Here is a 26,022-nt window from a genome sequence, read left to right on the forward strand (position 1 = left end):
GTGGAGGTCTTACTGCCCGGCAAATAGCGGGATAAAAGACGTGGTACCTTCTAATACATATGCGATATTGCTAAATTTAGAAGCTTGTCCACGTCTTTTGTCATAAAGAGAGCTGCTTGTGCATGTAATGATATCGTGAAGAGTTTTTGAATGGAGGGTGATGTGATTGACGATCTCTAACATTCGAATCGGTTTATTTATTCTAGTAATCGCCTTTGTAGTTCTTGTTTTCTTTTATTGGAAAAATGAAGAGTTGTACGAGGAGAAGAAACAACGAATTCGAAAAACTTGGTATGGTTTGTTTATAATATCAGTCACAGTTTATTTCATGATAAAAGGAATAGATTTAACCCTCTGGAAAAATCTTTTAATGTTCACTGCGATGGTAATTTTCGTTGATATTGCATTTATTTTAACACCTAATATTTCAGAAATATGGGGAGCGAAATTTAGCGATATTGGAAAGACGGTCCAATCAATTAAAAGGTCATTAATTGCTTCAAAAGCAAGAGGAGAAATATATACGACAATTATTCAAAATGTGAATCCAGCAGCCTTTGGGACAATGGAATGGCATACGGAAGAGGAATATACAAAAAGCTTAAACGCATTTTTAGATTCATATGGGGAAAAGATTGGTGCGAAAATTGTTGTGTTTGAAGCGGTGAAGGAATTAAATACAAACTTTCGTGGTATCCGCTCTCAATTTAGTAGTATTGTTCCATTAGAACACATCGAGCAATTGAATGAACAGAAAGCGGTGCAAGTAGAAAATGTCGGAATTATACCAGCAAAAACTGTGAGTGATGTCTTCATTGTTATTGATGGGAAGAAAAATAACCTTCAAGATCGAGATTTTGAAAATGTATATAATTTAACAATTCATCATAGTTATTTTAGTAAATAAGGACAGAATCTTTTTCTGTCCTTTTCACCTATACATAAAGGGAGAACAAATTCAGACAAACTTGTATAAAATCGGACAATCATTCCTACACTAGCACGTAGAGGTGATTGTAGTGATAAAAGATTATGACAATGATTTTTTTAAAGAAGATAATGAAGATACAACAGATTTCTCTTTAATAAAAGGAGATACTTTGCAGCAAGTAGAAGAGTTAGAAGAAGAATTAAAAAGAAAATGATACGTGTACACTCTGTCTACATTTGCTATATAATATAAATAAAAGGTTGTATCTTTTTGAAAAGGGGGAGAAGAGATGGCTGAAGTCAATGTACAAAAGTCTTCATTTTTTAAAGAAAAAAAAGAAGAATCAAATACAGATTTCTCTCTTGTGAAAGGTGCATTAACGGAGAATATAAATCGGTTAGAGAAACTGATGAATAATAGCAGTTCAAAATATATACAGGTGAAAAGAACAAAAGAAAATGCATAGAGCATTTTCTTTTGTTTTTTTATTTAATAGTAAACTTATCTTTTACTTTTTCAGGTAAATCTGCTTTCTGAATCTCTTCATAGGACTTTACTTCAATTGATGATATTTCATTTTTTCTATTATCATCTTGATCTACATAAAGGCGTAAAAACGTGTCTTCGTTTAATTTATGATTGTTTTCTTTTTTTGTACTTCTAAATGTAATTTGTTTTTTGACGCCATCTTCATCATATGCGGGCAGCGTATAGTTTCGTAAGTTTCTACCATCTACTTTTTCGGTAGTTCCTTCGCCTTTTATCTGCATGTAATATACATCTTTACCAATTCTATTTAGTGACGCTCTCTCACAGCCAATAGTAAAACTAGAAAATAATAAACATAGTGTAATAATTGCTAAAAACTTTTTCATTTTCTTTATCTCCTTTAATGTGTTTCTTTAAAAAGTATACGACTATTATTAAATGAGAAAAATCGATATAGAGTACAACACTCTTACAATGTTGTAAGAGTGTTGTACATAAAATGAACAATAAAAGTTAAAAGAAAGGTAAAATAATGAATCGTGGTATAATGATAAAGGACTTACATATTATTTCGTCATTTTGAGAGGAGCTTGAAAAATGTATTCTACTTTAGAACAATTAACAAAGCACCCTGTATTTTATCATTTTGCAGAAATTTCAAAGATTCCTAGAGGATCAGGTAATGAAAAGGAAATTAGTGATTATTTAGTGGGCTTTGCAAAAGAGCGTAACTTTGAAGTGATTCAAGATGAAGCATTAAATGTCATTATTAAAAAAGACGCAACTGCTGGCTATGAGAGTGTGCCAGCTATTATCATTCAAGGTCACATGGATATGGTTTGTGAAAAAAATCAAGCAACAGTACATGATTTTGAAAAAGACCCAATTGAATTACGAATCATTGGAGATATGTTATATGCAAATCAAACAACTTTAGGTGCTGATAATGGTATTGCAGTTGCGTATGCATTAGCTTTATTAGATTCAAAAGATATTCCGCATCCAGCACTTGAAGTCGTTATCACTACTGAAGAAGAAACGACAATGGGCGGGGCTTTTGCTATTGATCCAAATCATTTTGAAGGAAAGATATTTATAAATATTGATTCTGAAGAAGATCATAAATTATTTGTAAGTAGTGCAGGTGGTGCGAAAGCTGTTGAAACAATTCCTGTAATTTGGGATGAAACGCCAGCGAATATGGATGCATACCGTCTATATGTTGGTGGTCTAAAAGGCGGACATTCTGGTATGGAAATTGATAAACAACGCGGTAATGCGAACAAAGTATTAGGACGAGTATTACGTGATTTATCAGCATATATGGAGTTTAACATCAGTGAAGTTCACGGTGGATTAAAAACGAATGCAATTCCGCGTGAAAGTGTAGCTACAATTTTAATTCGTACAGAAGATGTAGAGCAAGTAGAAGAAAAAATAGAATCATGGACACGTGTATTACAAGAAGAAATGCGTGCTGTTGATCCAGATGTTCATGTTACACTGACAAAATTGGATGAAACAGTTGAAAAAGTATTTGCTAAAGAGACACAAAAGCAGCTTATTTCATCATTATTCTTAATTCCGAATGGCATTCAAAGTATGAGCATGGATATTAAAGGTCTTGTAGAAAGCTCAACAAATTTAGGCGTTATTGAAACGTTGCAAGATGAAATTAAATTACGCAACGAAGTGCGAAGTTCTGTAAGTAGTTTAAAACAACATGTTGCAGAAGAAATCAAATATATTGCTGAATTAGTTGGTGCTACTTTTGAAATAGAGTCAGAGTATCCAGAATGGCCATACAATCCAAACTCACAAATTCGTAATTTATTTGAAAAAGTACATCAAGAAAAATACAATAAAGAAATTGAAATCTTCGCTGTACATGCGGGGATTGAGTGTAGCGCATTCGTTCAAAAGATGCCTGAATTAGATGCAATTTCATTCGGACCAGACATCTTTAACGTCCACACTCCAGATGAACATATTAGTATCTCTTCTGTAGTGAATAACTGGGGATTCTTCGTTGATGTAATGAAGGGTACGAAAGAATTAGCTAAATAATATTGATGAAATGAAAAGTAGCCTATAAAACTTTATAGGCTACTTTTTTGTATTGATCTTTATTATGAGTTTTTTTATTGATAGTTTTGTTCTTATTTCTAGAGGAGATTGTACCAAAGATTGCTCCTGATATTGCTCCGATTAAAGTCATAAAAATTGCACTCCATGCTGCAAATGACATTATTACACCTCCAAATAATAAATTATTGTTTCTTAGCCTTTTGAATAGAAATGATAATTGCAACAACTGCTAAGAAGATAAGAGGAGACCAAGAAAAGAAAGACATGTAGCATTCTCCCTTCAATATTTATTTGAGGTATTTATATAAACTAATTATCACATGTTTTTAAATCAAACACGTGGAATATGCAATATTGCATATTTAATTGTAGAACTTAAAGAAGTGGAAACAGTTATTGAATAAAAATGATAATTTATAAAGAAAGTAAGGATTTTTTCTAACCTTAAAAAGGGCAAACAATCAAAAAACTCCTCTATCTTATATAAGGTAGAGGAGCTTTTAAAATGGTTTTTGTTTAAAAAAATAGTATCCAATATTTATTTACTGGTGAGATAAACGTAAATTATTTTGAGATTTTAAAGCTGCCCCCATAATAATAATTTTCTCCAAGTTTCATAACAGCTACATATGTTCCTGGATTATAAGCCTTAGTAATAGGCGTTACAAATCTACCATAATTATGTTTTAAACCAGAGTCATCAATGGTTTTATATCTATGCAAGTTTATTTCATCATTTTCATTTCCATTTCCACTCAATTGATATATTTTTACAATACCAGTATCCTTACCACCAGTATATATAGTAACATCGAATGTATCTCCATGCTTTAAGTCACCAACTGCTAACTCTTCTATAAAATCTGCATTATGATGTAATAAAAAATAGCTTTGCCACCGCCAAGTATCTAAAAATCGCGATTCTTTTTGTGTAAGTTGCGATTCAGCAGACACAGGTGGGAGTGTACTAATTGTATTCGAAAATAAAAATCCTCCAACAGTCAATGCACCAATAATTGTTGATTGCCTTAAAAGTTTCATCTTCTAGACCTCCTAATTAATAAAGGATTCAGAACTCTCTTTTGTGAAAAACTAGCTGTGAAATCTAAAGGATGATAATATCTTCTATAATCATATTAACATTTATTGATTTATCAGACAAATTAATGAATAATAAAATTATATCGAGGGAGTTAAGGCTAATATAAGAAAGAAGTTAGATGTATAGTTAAGAAATCTTTATTATATGTAATTGCGACTTATTAATTGAAAACACGTTTATTTTAAAGCTGAAATTTCAGTTCACACCATAAATTTTCGTGCATAATTTACAATTTGACTTATGTAATTTATCGAGCTATGATTCCTTTATAATAAAAGAAAGGCTTGAAGATAATGATTCGTCGTTTGAAAAAGTTTAAAAATGTAGCTGTCGTATTAAGCTTCTAAGTAAATTATAAAATCTACCATACTTAGAAGCGAGGAATGTAATTATGAAGCATCCATTATATAATCATTGGTCTGAAACGAAGTATTTAAAAGACATAGTAACAAATCCACTTATTAAAGTAGGGGAGTACTCCTATTATTCAGGATATTATGGCGATCAAAATTTTGAAGATGGTTGTGTAAGATATTTGTGGGGAGATGCTAAATCCAAAGCACTTTTCAATCCAATTGAACAGATGGGTTGGCAACTTGATAAACTCATTATTGGAAATTATGTTTGTATTGCAAGTGGAGTTGTCATTTTAATGGGTGGGAATCATAATCATCACCCTGAATGGATTACCGTTTATCCATTCGTTGAGCAAATAGAACAATCATATGAACCGAAGGGTGATACAGTCATTAAAAGCGATGCCTGGATTGGTATGAATGCTATTATAATGCCTGGCGTTACTATTGGCGAAGGTGCAATTATTGCAGCTGGATCTGTCGTATGTAAAGATGTTCCGTCGTATACAATAGTAGGTGGTAATCCTGCTAAAGAAATAAAGAAACGGTTCACTAATATAGAAATTAATATGCTAATGGAAATGCGTTGGTTTGATTGGGATAGAGAATTGATTGAGAAGGCAATTCCTCTTTTATCTAGTCCAGCCATTGAACCATTATTTGCTTTTTATAAAAATGAAGTGAAAAATAAATAAATCAGCTAGAAAAACTACATTAAATATAGGATGTAGTTTTTTGTAATTGTGGAACAAATGTATTACTTAGATTGTCTATTAAATGTAATCCTAAAAAATATGAAAGTACGGATCATTTTGAAAAATACAAGGGTATTAGAAATAGGGATGTGTGTGGGAATACTAAGTGTCAGTGCGCCTAAAAGGGTGTGATGAGATGGTCTATATGAAAGCGATCCTAAAGTCTTATTTGTAAATAGCCTTTGATAAAACTGTCTATTTTTATAGGGATTATGCTAGAATATCGTTTTTTTGAGTACAAAGATATTGGAGGTAAGAGAATTGAAAGGTATGTTTTACAAAAAATTCATTGTAATAGTAACAGTGCTTACACTATTTTGTAGCATAATTGTTACATCTGGAAGAGCATCAGCGGAAACAGTTCCTGCTATAGACGTAGAAGCAGGATCAGCAATTTTAGTAGAAGCAAATTCCGGAAAAATTTTATATCAAAAAAATGCGGATGAATCATTAGCAATTGCTAGTATGACAAAAATGATGAGTGAATACTTAGTTCATGAAGCGGTGGATAAAGGAAAACTTAAATGGGATCAAAAAATTAAAATTTCTGAATATGCATATAAGATTTCGCAAGATCGCTCATTATCAAACGTTCCATTAGAAAATGGTGGCTCTTATACAGTTAAAGAGTTATATGAGGCAATGGCAATTTACTCTGCAAACGGTGCAACAATTGCTTTAGTTGAAGAAATTGCTGGAAAAGAAGCCGATTTCGTGAAAATGATGAATGATAAGTCAAAAGAGTTTGGAATGAAAAATTATAAATTTGTAAACTCTACAGGCTTAACAAACTATGATTTAAAGGGACATCATCCAGAAGGGACAACCCCAGACGAGAAAAATAAAATGTCCGCAAGAGATTGTGCGATTTTAGCACAACGTCTCGTTCAAGATTTCCCCAAAATGTTAGATACAGCAAAAATCCCAAAAAAAACATTCCAAAAGGGTGGCAAGTATCCAATTGATATGGTGAATTTTAACATGATGTTACAAGGTTTAATTAAGCAATACGAAGGTGTAGATGGGTTGAAAACAGGAACTACTCCAGAAGCTGGTGATTGCTTCACTGGTACAGTAGAAAGAAACGGTATGCGCCTAATTTCTGTAGTGATAAAAGCAAACTCTCATACAGCACGTTTTGATGAGACGAAGAAATTATATGATTATGGATTTGCGAATTTTGAAGTGAAGAAAGTTTATGGGAAAGATGCAGTGGTAAAAGGGCATGAAACAGTGCGAGTAGCAAATGCAAAAGACAAAGATGTAGTTGTTCAAACGAAGCAAGCTGTTTCACTTCCAATGCCAAAGGGCAACAATGACGTTTATAAAAAAGAATTTAAAGTACCGAATAAAGAACAAGAAGCGCCTATTAAAAAGGATGTAACAATTAGTAAAATGATTATTTCGCCTAAAGATAGTACAGATCCTGGATTTTTATCAGGTAAATCATTACAAGTAGACCTTGTAACAAACTCTGATGTAGAACAAGCAAATTGGTTTACACGTTTTATGCGCGAAATCGGATCTTTCTTTAGCGGTATGTGGGATAGTGCGATTGATATAGTAAAAAGCTAACTTTATAGGATAAAACTAAATAGTAATCTGAAACAAAAAGTTTCAAAGTATTATAGATTCTTATGTGGATAGCTTGGAATGGAAGATTGTATTAATTCTCAAATTTGGTTCTTCGGAACTTTTCGTATTGCTACCAAGCTAAACTAAATTTGTATCTATATAAACAAAAAACGCTATTCTTTTTGTATAAATATACAGAAAGGATGGCGTTTTTTATGGATATTTCGATTCAAAGGGTTCTGATGCAAGGTTAGTTTAATAAAGTTACATGATGAAAGAACATTCATTATTCCACCAAGTGAAAATAAAAATTGATACCTGGTACTTATTTCTGTTATTAAATTTTATAAAAATTTAATAAAATCTTTTCTTTCTATTAAATATTTTGTTTTAAATTAATTATATAAAGAAATGGAGGCCAAAAAATGAATTTTTTAAAGAAGTTTAAGTATCTTTTTATAGCGTTTATCCCTTGTATATAGTTATTCTTTAATTTCAATCGAATAGAAAACAAAGTATTCGAGAAAAAAGTACGATTTTAATGGGATATACCATATAGAGGGCCCCCTAATAATTTCACTTAAAAATCGGTAATTAATGAAACCAAGAATAATCATCTGATACACGATTACGAGTTAATATACCCAAAAGATATGATTACTAGAGATAATCTTTGATACTGACAAGTGAGGTGACGTCGATGAGAGGGATATTAATAAAAATCGTAGTATTTATTTTGGTTTTCACAGTAGGGCTATATCTTACAAAATACGCATATGACCATCATACGAACCGAGCTAAAGTAAGAGACACAATTCAACAAATATCAATAGAGCACGGTATGCCACCATGGATTCCTTTATCTATTGCATTCCATGAAAGTAAGTTTGATCAAAATGCAGTCGGGGATCAGGGCACATCATTTGGACTGTTTCAGCTCCACCGGGGTGGACTAGCACCTAAAGATTTAACGAATGAAGATTTGAAAAATGCAGAAACCAATACTCGAATTGCAATATCTAATATGATAAATGCGTATAACCGTGGTTTACAGCAAAATTTAAAAGGAGCAGAGCTATTAAAACATGTTGCGAATACCTCAGGGTGGCCTGGAAATAAGGGCGTTCAATGGACGGATAAACAGACAGACTATAACGAGGGTTTAGAAAAAAGTTTTAAAATGTTTTCTAAACGACAATACGATTTTATAGAATGAAATTTCTTTTTTCTTTCTATTACTATATAACTTATGCCTAAATTCGAAAGTTCCTTTAAACAGATACATAGATTGATCTTGTACTGCTTATATTAGGGATTTAAAGAAAGAATATGTACAATTCTCCCACTACACTAGTATAGTGGCCTTTATTAACAGCAAAATTTACAATTTACAAGGAGAATATTTTATGAGTAAGAGAATAAAAGAATTAGATTCCATACGAGGGTTAGCGGCACTTACAGTGGTATTTGGACATTTTTGTTTAATGCTACCATCGTTGCCTAACTCTATTAAATTTTCCCCGCTTAGGTTTTTATGGGCGGGTGGAGAAGCTGTAATCGTTTTTTATGTACTAAGTGGTTTTGTTTTATCTATGGCACTTTATCATTCAAAAACAAATTATTGGGGATATTTAATTAAGCGATTTGTAAGAATCTATATCCCTTATTATTTTTGGATAATCATTACCTTTGCTTTATTTATTTTGTTTTCACCGTATGAAGTGGCAGGACTACGGGATTGGTTCTATGATAGGTGGCAAGGGTCTATAACAAAATTAGATATTATAAACCACTTTGTGCTTCTTAATAACTTTTTTACGGAAAATTATAATCCAGTTATTTGGTCATTGGCTCAAGAAATGCGTATATCTATTGTGTTTCCTTTGTTATTCCTTCTTTTTTATAAACTGAGTTGGAAGAAAACGATACTAATTGCTTTGAGCTTTTCTTTAATTAGTGTTTTTCTTAATATGTTGCATATTGGGAAAGCTGAGGGATTTTATAATGGTTATGCTGATACACTGCATTTTACATCCATGTTTATGGTTGGAATGTTACTTTTTAAGCATCAGGAAAAACTTATCTACTCATATAGGAATATGAAAAAATTTAATAAAGGATTTCTTATTGCACTAGGGATTATTTTATATTTATATTCCATTTTAATTTATGGTATTTCCCGTAATGATACTACTTTCTTATTAAAAGATTGGGGTGTCGTAATGGGTGTTAGTATATTTATTATAATGGCGATGAGTAACCTTAAAGTAAAAGTATTTTTAAATAAGAGTGTGTTTGTATACTTAGGAGAAATTTCATACAGTATCTATTTGTGCCACTTTCCAATCATGATGGTACTATTTAAACTTTTGTATACAAAGATACCTATCTTCTTACTTCTTACTTTATGTATTACAATGACACTACTTTTTTCTATAATATCGTATCATTTAATTGAAAAGAAATGTATCAACTGGGCAAAACAAAGAACAACTAATTTTCGAAAAAAAGTGTAATGCTTGAGGGAATCTTCTTTCTTTAGTAAATATACGTATATTACCGGTTCCTAAGTGTATTAGGAATCGGTCAATTATAGATTCTATATAAACATACTAAAATTGAATGAATTTTTAATTTTATATATAACTTCAAAAATCCTCTTACTAAAGAGAATCTTCGTAACGTTTATCCAAACATAGCTGAAAATACAATTAGTAAAACGCTAGTTTCCTAGTAGCCGCTTGGTCATATAAAGCTAGTTTCAAGAGTACAGGTTTAATTCTATATTAATAATTATTAGGGGTAACAATACATCGATATCTATATCTAGAATGTTATATAAAACTATTGAATATTTTATTCGTAAAAACTGAGGTGTAAAATGAACTTTATTTCCGAACTACTTGTTAACGTTGCAATTCCTACAATACAACTCACATTTTTGTTACTACTCATATTTGTTTTCAGCTACTTTGTAGTATACAAAAAGGTGTGTAAAGGTGGGGGGGAATTTACCGTACAACAAATTATATTGTTTATATTAATAATAGGATATTATTCCCTTGCATTATCAGCTACTTCATTTGGTCGTCCAGATGATATAACTTTTGCAAGAACAATTGACTTTGATGTACTTAGTGTTTATAAAAAAGCATGGAATACCTTTTCATTTTCTTCTTTTTTCCATATCATTGTGAATATAGGTATGCTTTTTCCGTTAGGAATTTTATTACCTTTAGTTAGTAATGTTTTTCAAAAAACAAAATGGATGTTAATCAGCTCAATTATAGCAAGTTTATTGATTGAAACCCTTGAATTTACAATGCAACGTGGAAGTATGGAACTAGCCGATTTACTTCATAATACTTTAGGAATGATGCTAGGATATTCTATGGTAAATATAGTTCTTATATTGTTGAAGAAAAAAGAAACGGATATACAAATGATCAAATATTTATTTCTTCCGATTACAGTAAGTTTTGTTGCACTTGGAATAATGATTTCGTATCAAATGAAGGAATTTGGGAATACGCCTTTAGATCCCATTACAAAAATAGACATGACTGATGTCACTATAAAAACATCAATAGAGTTAAAAGACGAAGGTAAAAAAATGCCTGTTTACAAAGAGGAAATTCCAAACATGTCTGATGACAATGAGCCAGTTACAAAAAAATTACATATTCGAGATGTTGAAATTCTGTCTCCTAAAGAAGCATTTCAAAAACTAAAACAAGGAGACTTTGATCCTATAATATCTTTCAAAGCAGGTGATACATTAGTCATTACAGATTATAATATAGATTACCACGCTGATTCGAAAGGTTTTTCTCAACCTATATATGTTTTTCAAGTACGCTTAAATGATAATGACAAAGATAGTTGGTCTCAACCTATTTCTGCGAGAAAATAACATAGATTTTCATGTTTTTGTTCATGTGAAATAGTTCACTCCAGTTGTCGTGCTCATTTAAAAAATCTCCTATGGAATTTTATTGGAATTGAAAAACATTTTAGGAGAACAATTACATTGTGGGCTATTGTATAGTGTAGATATGAATAACAAAAAAGGGGGACTTATATATGTGGAAGCGATTTGTAGCGATTGGTGATAGTTTTACAGAGGGGATAGGGGATGAAGTTGAGGGAATAGCATTAAAAAGCTGGGTAGATCATTTTGTTCAACTGTGTATAAGCGATATAGAATATGCTAATTTTGCAAAGCGTGGGTTAGTAACTAAAGAAATTCGCTCACAGCAATTGGAAAAGGCAGTAACTTTTAATCCAGATTTGGTTAGTCTAATTGCAGGTGCAAACGATGTTTTAAAAGGACGTTGGAATCATGAAGCATATAAGAACGATATGGAATTTATGATAGATACATTAAGTAAAACAGATGCTGATATTATGATAGCAAACCTTCCAGATTTTACAGTTCGGCTTCCTTTTTCTTCTGAAAAAAAACAAGTATTAAAAGAGCAATTATTAGAGGCAAATGAAGTTATACTTTCACTGAGTAGAGAGTATAAGCTTCATCATGTTGACTTTTGGAATCATCATTTAGTTAATGACAATACGCTTTGGTCTACAGATTTAATTCATCCAAACTCAAAAGGATATGTAAAAGTTGCTGAATTAATTTTTAGTAGTTTGCCTGTACAGAAGACAGAATAATAGTTCGCAATTTAAAAAATATGATATTAATTGTATTAAGCGATGTTTTTTAGTAAGCGGAGAGAACTAAAAACTTAGCAAACAAACCGTATCTATGATATATTTCTACAGTAGTGTACAAATGCAGAATCACAAATAAAGATCACCTACGAAAATAGGTGGTCTTTAAACATTTTTTTGAATTGCTTCCGTAACATTAAATGGTCAATTTTTTGTAAAACACCTAAAAAAAACGTCACAGTACTCTGACGGAAAAATGGGGAATTTTTAATCTATTACTATTATTATTTATTCGTAACTTTTAAAGTATTTAACACTATTTTGGTTGCTTCTGCAATAAGTTTATCATCATATGTAGCATCCTCTTTATCATGATTAGAAAGTGTTGCAAGAATAATTGGCTTTTTATTTGGTGGCCAAATAATTGCAATATCATTCCTTGTTCCGTATGATCCTGCACCTGTTTTATCAGCTACTGCCCATCCTTTTGGTACGCCCGCACGAATCAAGTTATCTCCAGTTGTATTTCTCTTCATCCAATCTACAAATAGTTCACGTTTCTCAGGTGGAAGTACAGTTCCTAATGTAAAAGATTGAAGCGTCTTAGCAATCGCTTCTGGAGTACTGGTATCATGTGTTTCTCCTGGATTCACTTCATTTAATTCAGGTTCAAATCGTGCTGAATTAGTAACTGTATCACCAATTTCTCTCAATATTTTTTCAAGCTCGGAAGGACCACCTAATTGTTTAAGAATCAAATTATGTGACGTACTGTCACTATATCGAACAGAAGCATCAGCAAGTTCTTTTAAGAACATGGTGTTTTGTTAAGAAAACACCATGAAATGCAAATAACAACTATACAGAAAGCTAGTTCCCTATAGTATAGTGCATATGAAAAATCCCTCTTTACTATCTCCCACAAAAGAATCATGGCTGTAAACTGTATAAACTGTATTTTCAGAAATATTTCAAGCGTGTAAGAAAAATGAAAGGTAATTCAATATGAGAAAAACAACCTTACTACTACAATGAAAAACAGAAACAATCATAAAAATTATGAGATACGATATCAAGTTATTTTCGTGCTTATAACATTTGGCCATGTAGTCCAGTTTAAATAAGGAAATTCGAAACAGACCATTAATGAGTGGTACATTACTCGTATTTTAAAAAAGTCAAAATGTAGGCAGGCATCTTCTATCAAATCTCATTCTTAGTGTGTAAATTTGGAGGGAATTTTTCATATGAAAATAGTAAAAGTAAAAGATCTTAGTAAAGAATACAAAGGGAAGGTTTCACATACAGCACTTTCAAATATTAATTTAACAATTACAGAGGGGGAATTTGTTGGGATTATGGGCCCTTCGGGTAGTGGGAAAACAACCTTATTGAATATGATTTCTACTATTGACTCGCCAACTTCAGGAAGTGTATCCATTCATAATAAAAATCCGTATCAACTTTCACCCAATGATTTGGCCTTATTTCGCAGACAGGAATTAGGATTCGTCTTTCAATCCTTTAATCTGCTGCATACATTAACAGTAAAAGAGAATATGGTTCTTCCGCTCGTATTAGATGGCATGAATGTGAAAAGAATAAATAAACGAGTAGAATCTATTTCGAATAAATTAGGAATCAACGAAATCTTAAATAAACGAACATATGAAATATCAGGAGGGCAAGCTCAGCGAACAGCGATTGCCCGTGCACTCATTCACTCTCCTAAATTGGTTCTTGCGGATGAGCCGACAGGAAACTTAGATTCTAAAGCCTCTCAAGACGTAATGGAGATATTAACACTATTAAATAAAGAAGAAAAGGCGACAATGATGTTAGTAACGCACGATCCAGTTGCTGCAAGTTACTGTGACCGCATTATTTTTATTAAAGATGGACAGTTATACAATGAAGTTTGCTACAATGATGATCGCCCATTATTTTATAAACATATTATGGATAGTCTTTCTATGTTAGGAGGGGAATAAACATGACTTTTCGACAGCTCGCATTCAATAATGTTTTACGGAATAAACGAATATATCTTGGTCATTTTTTTAGTAGTACATTTGCGGTAATGATTTTCTTTACTTATGGGCTACTTGTCTTTCATCCGAATCTACAAGGTGAACTGACTCATGCAAGTACCATAATGAATACATTTGGGAAAATAGGATTTCAATTATCGTATTACTTAATCTTTGTTTTCTCTTTCTTATTTATTTTCTATTCTGTTAGCGCATTTTTAAAACATAGAAAAAAAGAGTTTGGATTATTAATGTTACATGGAATGTCTCATCAACAGCTTCATCGATTAATTTTTTTCGAAAACATGTTGATTGGAATCCCTTCTATACTAGCAGGCATTGGGATTGGGATGATTTTTTCTAAATTATTTTTACTAATTAGTGGGTCTTTATTGGGAATAGAGAATACGTTAGCATTTTACTTTCCATTAAAGTCTATGGGAGTAACAGCTATTTCCTTTTTTGTTTTATTCCTACTCATTTCATTATTTACATCAAAAATGGTGAAAATGAATGAACTTGTAGAACTCATAAAATCAGAGGAAAAACCAAAACCTGAGCCGAAAGCGTCCGTTTGGATATCCTTGTTGGCAATAATCTTAATTGGAGCAGGTTACTCCGCCGTCCACTACTGTATCGTCGCGGTCGATTTCATGAGTTTAAAACAATTACTTCTACTCGTAGGAGTAGGTGTCTTATTAATTGTATGTGGAACCTATTTTTTCTTTACTCAATTGTGTGTATATGTGATATACACTTTAAAAAATAGAGAAACTACATTCTTTAAAAGAACCAATCTCCTTGTTATTTCAGAATTAGCGTTCAGAATGAAAGATAATGCGAGAACGTTCTTTATCGTTACAATTATATCGGCTGTATCTTTTACAGCAATTGGAGTTTGTACGGCAATCGCAAATCCTGAATTGGCAAAAAGTGCGACCCCATATGCATTTACCTATCAATCGGATAAGGGAAATACACAAGAAAAATCCCATATTGAAGAGATAAAGAAACAATTAAAAGAATCTGGATTTTCTTATAAACTTGTAGCAACAAAATTTAAAAGGGCACAAAACGGGGCGATGTTAATTAATCTTTCTACGTATAATGAATACGCTAAAAAATTAGGGTATGAAATAGAAAAATTAACAAATGAAACTGAAAGTATCGCTATACTACCAAAGAAAAATTACACAAGTGCAGAGGATCGAAAAACATTGGAATTAAAACATGGTGAACTAGAAGTACCACTTTCTGTTCAAAAAACAATTTATATCCCAGAATTCGCCGAGATTGAAAAACCTTTTATTGTCTCTGATGCCGTTTACAGTAAAGTTCTAAATATACAACACGAAGGCGTACTCCGAGATTACACCATATACGGTTTTATCATAAAAAAATGGCCTGAAACAAGTGCAATTTCTACAAAACTTATGAAGTCCATTGGTACGAGTCAAGATGATTTTTATATCTTTTCATCTTTGTATTTAAAATGGCTTGAACTGAAACAACAAAATGGATTACTTTCTATTTCAAGTGTATTGGTGGGGATTGTATTTTTCGTATTTACGCTAAGTTTTTTATATTTCCGTCTATTTACTGATTTAGAACGTGATAAAGAGCAGTATCAAATGATTTCAAAATTAGGTTTAAGCCATAGTGAGTTAAAGAAAATAGTGACAAGACAAATGATGTTACTATTTTTCTTACCGATTGTAGTGGCTATGGCCCACAGCAGTTTTGCATTTCTAACTTTTCATCAATTAGGACAAACAGTAAGTAGGGAAATATCCGTAATTCAAAGTTCAATTGTTGTATTAATAAGCTTTATTTGTATGCAAATTATTTACTTCCTTATTATTAGAAATCACTATTTAAAACGCATATGTACAAAAATATATTTATAAAAAAGTAAACAAAAAATTCAAGGTGCATACTCAATCACTAATTATGGTTGGCTATGCACCTTTAGAATGTTAAAAATATACTAAGGTTAATATGTATTTGTTCCGATTTATTTTGATATTTTTGGCTTAATCATTTGTCAGTGGCTCAAAAAAAGGAATCATGGTCGTATCCCTTTTAGATAGCCTTAATAGGTATAAAATTTATAAATTTTTTTAGTTAATCTGTAAAATGGATAATATATTTAATGAAGCGCCCTGTAAACAGGGCGCTTTTTCAATTATATCCTACTCATCTAATTGGAGAGTCAACATGCTATTTTAAGTAAAGAAAAAAGATGGAAACCATCTCTATTAAGTTTATTAATTAAGAAACAATAAATATACGCTTTATTGGATACTTGTTGCATTTGAGGGGGGATGTAAGATATCATCTTTTTTAAATAAGTAAAATATAAAACACTAAACGAACTTTAAAAATTACACCTAAATTAAAGGAGAGTACGAAATGAATACAATCATGATTGTAGAAGATGATATGAAAATCGCTGAATTACTGGGAACTCATATAAAAAATATGGATACCAAAGTGTTATTATAGAGGATTTTGAAAATATCTTAGAAATATTTCAAGAGATAAAACCAGATTTAGTGCTATTAGATGTAAATTTACCTAATTTTGACGGTTATTATTGGTGTCGTCAAATTCGAGCTATTTCTACTTGTCCAATTGTATTTCTATCTGCAAGGAGTGGAGAGATGGATCAAGTTATGGCTTTAGAAAATGGTGGTGATGACTACATTACAAAACCTTTTTATTATGAAGTTGTAATGTCTAAAATCCGTAGTCAACTCAGAAGAGCATACGGTGAATATGCTCCTAAAGTAAAAGAACGAATAGTTGAGCAATCAGGATTATTCCTGTTCCCAGAAAGAATGGAACTTCAACTAGATGATAAGACAATTTTACTTACTAGAAAAGAAACAACTTTATTGGAAATATTGATAACAAAGTCTCCGCTCCTTGTAAAACGTGAAGTGATTTTAGAGCAACTATGGGATAGTTCATATATAGACGAGAATACATTGAGTGTAAATATAGGGAGAATTAGAAGGAAGTTGCAAGATTTAGGTATTGAAAACGCACTAGAGACAGTTCGTGGTGCTGGATATCGTTTGCATGCCACTTGGGAGAAGGAAGGAAAGGAATAATGAAATTATTTTTACAAGAACATATTCCACTCATTTGTTATACATTTGCCCAATTGCTTATCATCCTTTTTATATATTGGTTTGATGGGTATCCACATATTTTGACAGCATTATATTCTGTATTTTTGGGTATTTTTTTATTAATAGGTTATCTAATATATCGTTATTATAGTCATCGCTCATTCTACAAGCGTCTATCAACACCAATGGAAACTTTAAATGAGTCAATAAAAGATAGTGATTTGACTCCATTATCAATGGCCTTAGATAAATTACTACAAACTCAATATCAATATTATCAAAACCAATTAAAAAAATGGGAACGAAAACAACAAGAACAAACAACATTTATGAATCAATGGGTTCATCAAATGAAAACACCTCTTTCTGTTATTGAGTTAATTACACAAGATGCAGATGACTCAAGATTTGACAGTATTAATGAAGAAGCGGAAAGAATCAAAAAAGGATTAGAAATGGTCTTATATGTTGCTCGTTTAGAAACATTTGAACAGGATTTTCATGTAGAAAGATTGAAATTATTGGGAATGATTGATTCTGTTATTCATGAAAATAAACGTCTGTTTATACGTAGTTATGTGTATCCAAAAGTAAAAGTAGATCCGAGTCTTATTGTAGAAACAGATAAGAAATGGTTTCGATTTATACTCAATCAAGTATTGTCAAATGCAATTAAATATTCATCAAGTAAGAAAGAGAAAGTAATAGTATCGGCGTATTCAAAAGGACGAGCAATTATTTTGGAAGTAAGAGATTATGGAGTGGGCATTCCTACTGCTGATGTACCACGTGTTTTTAATCCATTTTATACTGGAGAAAATGGTAGGAAATTCAAAGAGTCTACGGGAATGGGATTATATCTTGTTAAAGAAGTATGTAAAAAATTAAATCATAAGATTGAGATAGAATCTGAGGTAGGTAAGGGAACAAAAGTTAGAATCGTATTCCCATATGCCTCTCGTTAACCGATGAAAGGTAGACTTTTCATCGGTTTTTTCTTTTGAATCTTACAAACTTGTTAGATAAATGTTAGGGAAATCGATATGAGACATACTATATATAGGTTACACTTCATGTATCGAAAAGAGAAATGGAAGGTGAAATACTTGTGGAGATACTACATGTTTCAGATTTAGGGAAAGTTTATTCTGGGGAAATTTCTTATACAGCATTATCCCATATTGATTTAAAAATAAACAAAGGTGAATTTGTAGGAATTATGGGACCATCTGGGAGTGGTAAAACAACGCTATTAAATATGGTGTCTACTATAGATGCTCCAACATCAGGAGAAGTATTAATTCATGGAGAAAATCCATATCTGTTATCTCCAGATCAGTTGTCTTTATTTCGAAGACGTGAATTAGGGTTTGTTTTTCAATCATTTAATCTCCTTAATACACTGACAGTGAAAGAAAATATTGTTCTTCCACTTACGCTTGATGGTGTAAGCCCTAGAGAAATGGAAGGGAAAGTGGAAGCTATTGCTGAAAAACTAGGGATAACTGAAATATTAGATAAACGTACGTATGAAATTTCTGGCGGGCAAGCACAAAGAACAGCAATCGCACGAGCTACTATTCATAATCCGAAATTATTACTTGCGGATGAGCCTACAGGAAATCTGGATTCAAAATCTGCTAGTGATGTGATGGGATTATTGACAAAGCTTAATAAAGAAAATAGCACAACGATGATGTTAGTGACACATGATGCAATGGCTGCAAGTTATTGTGATCGCATTGTGTTTATCAAAGATGGACAGTTATACAATGAGATTTATTGTGGAGATAATCGCAAAGTATTCTATCAAAAGATTCTAGAGGTTTTAGCATTATTAGGAGGAAATGCAAATGACTTTTCGACAGTTCGCATTTAATAACGTCATTCGAAGTAAACGAACATATTTGGCTCATTTTTTAAGTAGTACGTTTGCTATTATGATTTTCTTTACTTATGCATTACTTGCATTTCATCCTAATTTACAAGGCGATCTTGCTGCCAGTGTAACAATCAATACATTTGCAAAGTCAGGATTACAGATATCGCAGGGGTTAATATTTTTCTTCTCATTCTTCTTTATCCTATATTCTGTAAGTGCATTTTTAAAAACAAGAAAAAAAGATTTTGGAATTCTAATGCTACATGGGATGTCACCTTCACAGTTGAATAAATTAATATTTATTGAAAATACAATAATTGGAATCGCTTCTATTTTAACAGGAATTACAATTGGAATGGCGTTCTCTAAGTTTATCTTAATTATGAGCAACAATCTGCTAATGATTGATAAAGGACTCCCATTTTACATGCCCTTTAAAGCTATTGGAATAACATTTGGAGCTTTCTTCTTATTATTTTTATTTATTTCACTTTTCACTTCTCGACTAGTAAATGTAGAGCAATTAGTAGAATTAATAAAAGCAGAAGAAAAGCCAAAGCCTGAACCCAAAGCATCCTTTTGGCTGTCTTTATTCGCACTTATTTGTATTGGATTAGGATATACGGGTGTATTCCATAGTGTAAATGCAATTCAATATAAGGATATGAAATATGTATTATTCATGATGGCGACAGGGGTGAGCTTTGTTGTACTTGGAACGTACTTCTTATTTACACAGCTCAGTGTATATGTGTTACGTGCATTAAAGAAAAGGGAAAATATTTTCTTTAAGAAAACAAACATACTCACCATCTCAGATTTAGTGTATCAATTAAAAGATAATGCAAAAATGTTTTTTATGGTCACTATTATATCTGCCGTTGCCTTCACTGCAGTTGGAACTTGTATGGGATTAGGTAACTCATCTATGGCTGAATCGAATAGTCCCTTTGCATTTTCTTATCAGTCCTATAATAATAATCCTTTAGAAAAAGAGCATCTAAAAAAAATAGAAAGCCAACTCAATAATGGTGGGTTTAAATTCAAACAAGTAGCTTATTCAATAAAACAAATTCCAGATACCCTTTATAACAGTAATGTATTATTAAGCGTTATAAAAATAAGTGATTATAATAAGTTAGCTGAGGCATTTGGTTTTGAAAAAGAAAGCTTAAAAAATGAAAATGATAGTATTGTCATACCTGCAAGAAAATTCGCTAATACAAAATCGAATCAAAATAACTTTCGATTGTCGCATAGAAATATAAAAATAGATATGCATGTAAATAAAACACTAACGCCAAAAGAACTACAAGATACAAACATAACGACAATTATTATACCAGACGCAGTATATAATCAAATGATAGTGGATCCAGAGAATTACCGTGGTGAATCCACCATTAATGGTTTTATTGTGAAGGATTGGGAGAACACGAAAAAAGTTGCTGAAAAAATCGTGACTACTCTTCAGAAAGATAATGAAGGTATACATGAGCCTGTATTATACAACGAACAATATAAATTTTCTTCTTTAATATCTACATGGATAGTGATGAAACAAGGTTTTGGACTTGCATCCATCATGAGTGTATTAATAGGCATTGTTTTCTTTACGTTTGCTGCAAGCTTTTTATATTTCCGATTATATACAGACTTAGAACGAAATCAGCAGCAATATAAAATGATAGCAAAAGTTGGTTTAAGTAAACCTGAATTAAAGAAAATTGTGTCACGTCAACTTGCATTGTTATTCTTTTTACCAATTGCAATAGCGATTACACATAGTACAGTTGCTTTTATGGCCTTACAAAAGTTAGCTAATTTTTCAGTCTTGGGTAGTTCCGTTATGGTATTAATTTGTTTCTTAGTTTTGCAAATTATATACTTTTACTTTGTTCGATCTCAATACTTGAAAAAAATGTATAAAACGATTTTTTAATTTAAATATAATTAAAAGAAGGAGAATATAGATTGAAAAAAAGAATTGGATTATTAATAGTAGCTAGTATTTCGATTACCATGTTAGGAGCATGTTCATTATTTGGTACAAAAGACTCTCCAGCAAATGGGCTTTCAATAGAGGTAGAGCAGTTAAATGAACAAACAAGAAATTCTATAATTGACTCATACAAAGATATAACAACCTCACAAGACCTATATCAATTAAAAGAAGGGACTATAGATAATAATAAGCTTGACATAAAGCTACCGACTAAATTTGGGGATTCTATGGATACTGCTACTAGTAATTTACTATTTATTAGTAGAACAACTGCTGAAAAAATGAATAAAAAGGGACTTATTCGTGAAAGGGATAATAACGAGGGGCTCCTATCTTCAGTCCCTCTTGATTCGTTACCAAAAATAGAAAAAGATGAAACTATCATATTTGCAAATAAAGAATATAAAGACTTGAAAGAACTAACATTTGATGAGAAAAAAATGAATGTTCAATATAAAGGGGATGTATGGCTATCTCCATATCGTGGTGGATCCAACGTAATCCTATTAATTGTAGATGATACATTATTTAAAGAAATAAATGGGAAAGAAAAAACTAGACAGATTCTATCTTTTAATAAATCTTTTGGAAATCATAATTTACTCAATCAAGGGAAAGCACCAGAATTAAGTAAGGAAATAGATAAAGTGAATACGGCTTTAGGTACTGAGGGTAAGGGAGCCGTTGAATTTGTAAATATTACAGAAAAGTAAACAATTTCGTTTATACGGGTAGAACCCCGTCACCATCAAGTTAAGAAAAACAAATATATCATCAACATAGTGTTGTTGTGACAGATTATGATGAACAATATGTATATATTAACGCCTCGAAGTGATGAAGATGACACTTTTACTTTAAGTGATTTTTTTGTAGCGTTTATATTTTTGTTATTTTCTGATGTAGAATCCTTACTATAAGGATTCTATTTTTTGTATCAAAAATCTATAAAGAAAAAAGATAAGATCGGCGAAAACGAACTAAAAGGTATTTTAAATGAATTTTTCAAAACAACACTAATAATGGTTCGCTAAATATATTCGCTCCTTATGTTTGTGAGAAGCTTAAAATCTTCCCTCTTCCAATGCAGCTTAACCATAAATTTAATTTTTTTGTAAATGTGGAACTATTTCATTACTTGCACTGTCTATTAAGCGTTAAAACATTTTTTATTTAATATTTTAAGAAAGGAATAATCATTTATAACTAAAGGAGTAGATTGAATTGAAAAAAATATGGATGCTGCTTTTCTGTTGTTTTGGAGTTATGTTGGTAGGATGTAATAAAAACGAACCGCCAAAACAAGCATTTGAAGAATATATTAATTTATGGAATGATAAAAAATTTGCAAATATGTATGATCATTTATCAGAGCATGCAAAAAAGACGATTTCAAAAAAAGATTTTACCGAGAAATATCAAAAAATCTATGAAGGTATTGGAGTTAAGAATTTAAAAATTAAAACGAAAGGAGAGAATACTAAAGAGAAAGAACGTTTTCTTTTTGAAGTTAAAATGGATACGGATGGAGGAACAGTTTCATTCATCCATGAAGCAAAACTTGTGAAAGATAAGGAATCTTGGAAAATAGATTGGACACCAGACTTCATTTTCCCAGGCATGAAAAAAGATTACAAAGTACGTATGCAAATAGAACAAGGAAAACGCGGAGAAATATATGATCGAAACGGAAAAGGGCTTGCAACGAATGGTAAAGCGTCTGAGGTTGGAATTATTCCAGAGAAACTAGGTGAAACGGCAGCGCAAACGAAAGAAACAGTAGCACAATTACTTGATATGTCTACAGAAGAGATCGATCAGAAGCTCACAGCAAAATGGATAAAACCAGATTCCTTTGTACCAATCGGTATTTTAAAAGAGGGAAGTAGACAGAATGATTATATTGAATTAGAAGGAGTTTCATCTCGCCCAGTAAATATTCGTACGTATCCATTAGGAGAAGCAGCGGCACACTTAACTGGATATATAGGAAAGGTGAATGCAGAGGAGTTAAAATCGCTTCAAAAAAAAGGTTATCAAGCAGATGATTTAGTGGGTAAGGCAGGTTTAGAAAAAGTATTAGAGAATAAATTGCGTGGTGAAAAGGGTGGACGCGTATTTATGGAAGATGAGAACGGGAAAGAGATTAAAAACGTAGCAAAAAAAGAAGCAAAAGAAGGGGAAAATGTTACGTTAACAATTGATGCTGCAATTCAAGAAAAAATCTTTAATGAGATGAAAAATGAAGCAGGATCAAGTGCAGCGGTCAATCCTAAAACGGGTGCAACAATCGCACTTGTAAGTAGCCCTGCTTATAATCCAAATACAATAGTTAGAGGAGCATCAAAAGCTCAACGAGAAGCATGGAATAACGACTCGAAACTGCCAATGATGAATCGCTTCACACAAGCATTTGTACCAGGTTCCGTATTTAAAACGATTACAGGTGCAATTGGTTTGGAAATGAAAACAATAAATCCTAAGGAAGAATATAAAATCCAAGGATTGAAGTGGACAAAAGATTCATCGTGGGGAAATTATTATGTAACACGTGTGAAAGATGCTAGTCCAATTGATTTTGATAAGGCAATGAAGTACTCTGATAATATTTATTTTGCTCAACAAGCTTTGAAAATGGGAAAAGATCAGTATTTAAGTGAATTTAAGAAGTACGGATTTCATGAAAAATTACCAATCGAATACGAATTTCCTATTTCAACAATTGCAAAAGATGGGATAAAAAACGATATTCAACTAGCAGATACCGGATATGGACAAGGACAAGTATTAATGACACCACTTCATTTAGCATTAACATATGCACCGATTGTGAATGAAGGGAATATTCCGTCGCCTCATCTGTTAAAAGAGGCAAAAGTAGCGGGGAATTGGAAAGAAAACGTGGTTTCTAAAAAGAATCAAGAGATATTAAAGAGTGCATTAATAAAAGTCATTAATGACCCTGATGGCGCTGGGAGAATTGCTAAGGTTGATGGTGTAACTCTTGCTGGTAAAACCGGTACAGCAGAACTGAAAGAGTCGAAAGAAGCAGACGGAAAAGAACTTGGATGGTTTGCAGCTTTTGATGCAAATGCGCCAGACATGATTGTTACCATGATGATTGAAGATGTAAAAGGAAGAGGGGGGAGTAATGTTCCCGGCGAAAAAGTAAAACATGTTTTTCAGAAATAACACTAAATTATAAAGTGAAATCTTTTACTAAATTTATTATATGAATGCTTAACCCAAAGGTATAAATTGGGCAAAACAAAGAATAATTAAGTTTCAAAAAAGCATTCTCCCTAATTGAGAATGCTTTTTCTATGTTATTGTGGCTCTAGAAAGTTGATATCGCATCATTTTCATTATGTAAATCAAATTCTATGGTTTCAAAAGTGATTTTTGAAATAGTATTTGCAAGTACGGGCTGAATATGGAGTCTGTCATCGAAAAGAATGTAAAGGTGATGATTTAATGAAATGTATTGAACACCTTTACATTTTTCAGGAGAATTCTTCTATCAAAAAAAAGATAAACAATGGAACAAATGAAACTTGTATCATGTCTATATATTGAAACCATATTAAAAGTGAGGGCAGTTTTATGTTTATTCAAATAAGTTTGAGGTGTGGAAATGGAACAGAAGTTTATTGAAAAATGTAATCATGATGAGCTTGACTATGTTATAAAAGACTATTGGGAAGATGTATGGAATTATTCATTTATTATTACGAAAGATCCACACTTATCAGATGACATCACACAAGATGTCTTTATAAAGGTTTTTAAACATTGGCATTCGTTTCGAAAGGAGTCATCTATTAAAACGTGGATATTAAAAATTACAAGAAATACGGCAATAAACTATTTGAAATCCTCTTATTTTAAAAGGATATCTTTAGTGGGATTTTTTAGTGACGATAAGCAATCTCCATCGGCAGAACAAGAATTTTTTAAGCAAGAGGAAATGAACGATGTATGGGATGTTGTATTAAAACTACCTAAAAAACACCGCGAAATACTAATATTGGACGCGAAATATGAATTGTCTTATGAAGAAATGGCTGAAACATTAGATGTATCAATTGGAACAGTCAAATCCAGATTAAGCCGAGCGAGAAGTAAGGTTTCAAAACTAATAGGGGAGGGTAGAAGTGATGAACAGTAAAAAAAATCCTGACTGGTATAGCAAATTAAAAAACGGACCAATGGAGCGTCGTAAAGATGAAGAAGAATTTATTAATAAAATAAAGCAATCGGTATATCAAAATAGTGAAGTAGATTCTGTAACATATAAGAGACCACCTCGTAAAAAAGCATTGCCTGTTGTAGTTGTTTTGGTTTGTACAATGTTATTTTTTATTGTTCAACAACCTGGGCTTGATGATAATAAATCACCGGTACAAAGTAGTACTCAAATTAAGTCGAAAATAAAAGATGAGTCTGCTCAAGATCCATCATTAAAGCAATTTATAAATGATTTATCTCGAAGTACAATTTCAAAAAATGAAAATGACTTGTATAGAGCGTTAAATGATGAAGTTCTATTTAAAGGGAGTATGTATAAGAAGGATGAATGGAAGTTTGATGAAGACATTTTTCATGAGTTGCAAGTCGCTCTTCCAATGGGAGGAGAATTTGCAAATGATACAAAAAAAGTATACAAAGTACCAAGTGGATTGACAGAAAGTAACCAACCAAAGCAAGCACATTTTATATATGCAACGGTTACTGGAAATAAAACGAAAATTTTAGCTGAACCAAAACAAGAATCACAAGTTTTATATGAAGTATCGAATGAAATGGTAAAAGCTTGGATTCCAGAAAAAGTGCAAAATGATGGATATATAAAAATATCGACAATTAACGGTGATACTACTGGATATGTACAAAAAAAGTATGTTTTAACTGATATTAAGTATTCATTTATGTTCGAAAAGAATGATAATGGTGAATGGAAAATAATAAATATAGACTCTATATGGTAAAAGAGGAAGG

The 26,022-nt window shown here is 31.8% G+C and carries 21 protein-coding genes and 3 pseudogenes; 20 read left to right on the top strand and 4 right to left on the bottom strand.

Features of this window, described 5'->3' with window-relative positions; genetic code table 11:
• Positions 1-166 precede the first annotated feature (166 nt).
• The 3 genes from KPL75_RS26145 to spoIISB all read left to right on the top strand — a co-directional run bounded on the left by KPL75_RS26145 (position 167) and on the right by spoIISB (position 1,397).
• Positions 167-907 carry a type II toxin-antitoxin system SpoIISA family toxin gene (locus tag KPL75_RS26145; RefSeq protein WP_219918440.1) on the top strand — a complete coding sequence of 247 codons (741 nt, stop codon included), beginning with the start codon at positions 167-169 and terminating at the stop codon, positions 905-907.
• Positions 908-1,019: 112 nt separating this feature from the next.
• Positions 1,020-1,145, top strand: a complete 126-nt coding sequence (locus KPL75_RS26150) for a hypothetical protein (protein ID WP_000588712.1) — start codon at positions 1,020-1,022, stop codon at positions 1,143-1,145.
• A 75-nt stretch (positions 1,146-1,220) separates the two neighbouring features.
• Positions 1,221-1,397 (top strand): stage II sporulation protein SB, encoded by a 177-nt coding sequence (spoIISB, locus tag KPL75_RS26155; RefSeq protein ID WP_000852629.1) that lies wholly within the window; start codon positions 1,221-1,223, stop codon positions 1,395-1,397.
• Between the two features lie 19 nt (positions 1,398-1,416).
• Here spoIISB and KPL75_RS26160 read toward each other — a convergent pair whose 3' ends face one another.
• Entirely contained in the window at positions 1,417-1,806 is a 390-nt protein-coding gene (locus KPL75_RS26160; protein WP_219918442.1) for a YxeA family protein, read from the bottom strand.
• 211 nt (positions 1,807-2,017) lie between these two features.
• On the opposite strand from KPL75_RS26160, the gene pepD reads away from it, so the two are divergent.
• Positions 2,018-3,487 carry a beta-Ala-His dipeptidase gene (gene pepD, locus KPL75_RS26165; RefSeq protein ID WP_219918444.1) on the top strand — a complete coding sequence of 490 codons (1,470 nt, stop codon included), beginning with the start codon at positions 2,018-2,020 and terminating at the stop codon, positions 3,485-3,487.
• 22 nt (positions 3,488-3,509) lie between these two features.
• Here the strand turns inward: pepD and KPL75_RS26170 are convergent, their stop codons facing one another.
• Both KPL75_RS26170 and KPL75_RS26175 read right to left on the bottom strand, forming a co-directional pair.
• Positions 3,510-3,668 carry a hypothetical protein gene (locus tag KPL75_RS26170; RefSeq protein ID WP_258237061.1) on the bottom strand — a complete coding sequence of 53 codons (159 nt, stop codon included), beginning with the start codon at positions 3,666-3,668 and terminating at the stop codon, positions 3,510-3,512.
• Between the two features lie 404 nt (positions 3,669-4,072).
• A complete protein-coding gene (locus KPL75_RS26175) occupies positions 4,073-4,549 on the bottom strand; it encodes a DUF5065 family protein (protein ID WP_219918451.1) in 477 nt (158 codons plus the stop codon).
• 452 nt (positions 4,550-5,001) lie between these two features.
• On the opposite strand from KPL75_RS26175, the gene KPL75_RS26180 reads away from it, so the two are divergent.
• From KPL75_RS26180 to KPL75_RS26205, 6 genes are all read left to right on the top strand, one after another.
• Positions 5,002-5,661, top strand: coding sequence for a CatB-related O-acetyltransferase (locus tag KPL75_RS26180; RefSeq protein ID WP_219918454.1), 660 nt, complete (start codon positions 5,002-5,004; stop codon positions 5,659-5,661).
• Positions 5,662-5,982: 321 nt separating this feature from the next.
• Positions 5,983-7,296, top strand: a complete 1,314-nt coding sequence (locus KPL75_RS26185; RefSeq protein WP_309137441.1) for a D-alanyl-D-alanine carboxypeptidase family protein — start codon at positions 5,983-5,985, stop codon at positions 7,294-7,296.
• 700 nt (positions 7,297-7,996) lie between these two features.
• Positions 7,997-8,512, top strand: a complete 516-nt coding sequence (locus KPL75_RS26190) for a transglycosylase SLT domain-containing protein (RefSeq protein ID WP_219918456.1) — start codon at positions 7,997-7,999, stop codon at positions 8,510-8,512.
• 190 nt (positions 8,513-8,702) lie between these two features.
• A complete protein-coding gene (locus tag KPL75_RS26195) occupies positions 8,703-9,812 on the top strand; it encodes an acyltransferase family protein (RefSeq protein WP_219918458.1) in 1,110 nt (369 codons plus the stop codon).
• Between the two features lie 365 nt (positions 9,813-10,177).
• On the top strand, positions 10,178-11,209 hold the full coding sequence (locus KPL75_RS26200) for a VanZ family protein (RefSeq protein WP_219918460.1): 1,032 nt from the start codon (positions 10,178-10,180) through the stop codon (positions 11,207-11,209).
• Positions 11,210-11,379: 170 nt separating this feature from the next.
• On the top strand, positions 11,380-11,970 hold the full coding sequence (locus KPL75_RS26205) for an SGNH/GDSL hydrolase family protein (protein ID WP_219918463.1): 591 nt from the start codon (positions 11,380-11,382) through the stop codon (positions 11,968-11,970).
• Between the two features lie 284 nt (positions 11,971-12,254).
• Here KPL75_RS26205 and bla read toward each other — a convergent pair.
• Positions 12,255-12,788: pseudogene (gene bla, locus KPL75_RS26210) on the bottom strand (class A beta-lactamase); the annotation flags it as partial.
• Between the two features lie 429 nt (positions 12,789-13,217).
• Here bla and KPL75_RS26215 point away from each other — a divergent pair.
• The 10 genes and pseudogenes from KPL75_RS26215 (at position 13,218) to KPL75_RS26260 (ending at position 26,012) form a co-directional block, all read left to right on the top strand.
• A pseudogene (locus tag KPL75_RS26215) lies at positions 13,218-13,992 on the top strand (ABC transporter ATP-binding protein).
• Positions 13,964-15,907, top strand: a complete 1,944-nt coding sequence (locus tag KPL75_RS26220; protein WP_219918465.1) for an FtsX-like permease family protein — start codon at positions 13,964-13,966, stop codon at positions 15,905-15,907. Before KPL75_RS26215 ends, KPL75_RS26220 begins: the two are co-directional and overlap by 29 nt.
• A gap of 505 nt (positions 15,908-16,412) precedes the next feature.
• A pseudogene (locus tag KPL75_RS26225) lies at positions 16,413-17,116 on the top strand (response regulator).
• Positions 17,116-18,102: a sensor histidine kinase gene (locus tag KPL75_RS26230; protein ID WP_219918468.1), complete on the top strand. Its 987-nt coding sequence runs from the start codon at positions 17,116-17,118 to the stop codon at positions 18,100-18,102. Before KPL75_RS26225 ends, KPL75_RS26230 begins: the two are co-directional and overlap by 1 nt.
• 143 nt (positions 18,103-18,245) lie before the next feature.
• Positions 18,246-19,016 (top strand): ABC transporter ATP-binding protein, encoded by a 771-nt coding sequence (locus KPL75_RS26235; protein ID WP_309137442.1) that lies wholly within the window; start codon positions 18,246-18,248, stop codon positions 19,014-19,016.
• The gene (locus tag KPL75_RS26240; RefSeq protein WP_219918476.1) at positions 18,991-20,961 is read left to right on the top strand and encodes an FtsX-like permease family protein; all 1,971 of its coding nucleotides are present in this window, start codon (positions 18,991-18,993) and stop codon (positions 20,959-20,961) included. The genes KPL75_RS26235 and KPL75_RS26240 overlap by 26 nt, the downstream gene beginning before the upstream one ends.
• A gap of 32 nt (positions 20,962-20,993) precedes the next feature.
• Positions 20,994-21,737: a lipoprotein BA_5634 family protein gene (locus tag KPL75_RS26245; protein WP_219918482.1), complete on the top strand. Its 744-nt coding sequence runs from the start codon at positions 20,994-20,996 to the stop codon at positions 21,735-21,737.
• A 511-nt stretch (positions 21,738-22,248) separates the two neighbouring features.
• Positions 22,249-24,216: a penicillin-binding transpeptidase domain-containing protein gene (locus tag KPL75_RS26250; RefSeq protein ID WP_219918487.1), complete on the top strand. Its 1,968-nt coding sequence runs from the start codon at positions 22,249-22,251 to the stop codon at positions 24,214-24,216.
• A gap of 442 nt (positions 24,217-24,658) precedes the next feature.
• Positions 24,659-25,192 carry an RNA polymerase sigma factor gene (locus KPL75_RS26255; protein WP_219918490.1) on the top strand — a complete coding sequence of 178 codons (534 nt, stop codon included), beginning with the start codon at positions 24,659-24,661 and terminating at the stop codon, positions 25,190-25,192.
• Positions 25,182-26,012, top strand: coding sequence for an SH3 domain-containing protein (locus tag KPL75_RS26260; RefSeq protein WP_219918492.1), 831 nt, complete (start codon positions 25,182-25,184; stop codon positions 26,010-26,012). Before KPL75_RS26255 ends, KPL75_RS26260 begins: the two co-directional genes overlap by 11 nt.
• Positions 26,013-26,022 lie beyond the last annotated feature (10 nt).

This window comes from Bacillus sp. NP247, from assembly GCF_018966865.1.
GTDB lineage: Bacteria > Bacillota > Bacilli > Bacillales > Bacillaceae_G > Bacillus_A.

Excerpts from the sequence above, each read along its gene's own strand:
- spoIISB (WP_000852629.1), top strand. The coding sequence starts at position 1,221 with ATGGCTGAAGTCAATGTACAAAAGTCTTCATTTTTTAAAGAAAAAAAA.
- KPL75_RS26160 (WP_219918442.1), bottom strand. The coding sequence starts at position 1,806 with ATGAAAAAGTTTTTAGCAATTATTACACTATGTTTATTATTTTCTAGT.
- pepD (WP_219918444.1), top strand. The coding sequence starts at position 2,018 with ATGTATTCTACTTTAGAACAATTAACAAAGCACCCTGTATTTTATCAT.
- KPL75_RS26170 (WP_258237061.1), bottom strand. The coding sequence starts at position 3,668 with ATGTCATTTGCAGCATGGAGTGCAATTTTTATGACTTTAATCGGAGCA.
- KPL75_RS26175 (WP_219918451.1), bottom strand. The coding sequence starts at position 4,549 with ATGAAACTTTTAAGGCAATCAACAATTATTGGTGCATTGACTGTTGGA.
- KPL75_RS26180 (WP_219918454.1), top strand. The coding sequence starts at position 5,002 with ATGAAGCATCCATTATATAATCATTGGTCTGAAACGAAGTATTTAAAA.
- KPL75_RS26190 (WP_219918456.1), top strand. The coding sequence starts at position 7,997 with ATGAGAGGGATATTAATAAAAATCGTAGTATTTATTTTGGTTTTCACA.
- KPL75_RS26195 (WP_219918458.1), top strand. The coding sequence starts at position 8,703 with ATGAGTAAGAGAATAAAAGAATTAGATTCCATACGAGGGTTAGCGGCA.
- KPL75_RS26200 (WP_219918460.1), top strand. The coding sequence starts at position 10,178 with ATGAACTTTATTTCCGAACTACTTGTTAACGTTGCAATTCCTACAATA.
- KPL75_RS26205 (WP_219918463.1), top strand. The coding sequence starts at position 11,380 with ATGTGGAAGCGATTTGTAGCGATTGGTGATAGTTTTACAGAGGGGATA.
- KPL75_RS26220 (WP_219918465.1), top strand. The coding sequence starts at position 13,964 with ATGACTTTTCGACAGCTCGCATTCAATAATGTTTTACGGAATAAACGA.
- KPL75_RS26230 (WP_219918468.1), top strand. The coding sequence starts at position 17,116 with ATGAAATTATTTTTACAAGAACATATTCCACTCATTTGTTATACATTT.
- KPL75_RS26240 (WP_219918476.1), top strand. The coding sequence starts at position 18,991 with ATGACTTTTCGACAGTTCGCATTTAATAACGTCATTCGAAGTAAACGA.
- KPL75_RS26255 (WP_219918490.1), top strand. The coding sequence starts at position 24,659 with ATGGAACAGAAGTTTATTGAAAAATGTAATCATGATGAGCTTGACTAT.
- KPL75_RS26260 (WP_219918492.1), top strand. The coding sequence starts at position 25,182 with ATGAACAGTAAAAAAAATCCTGACTGGTATAGCAAATTAAAAAACGGA.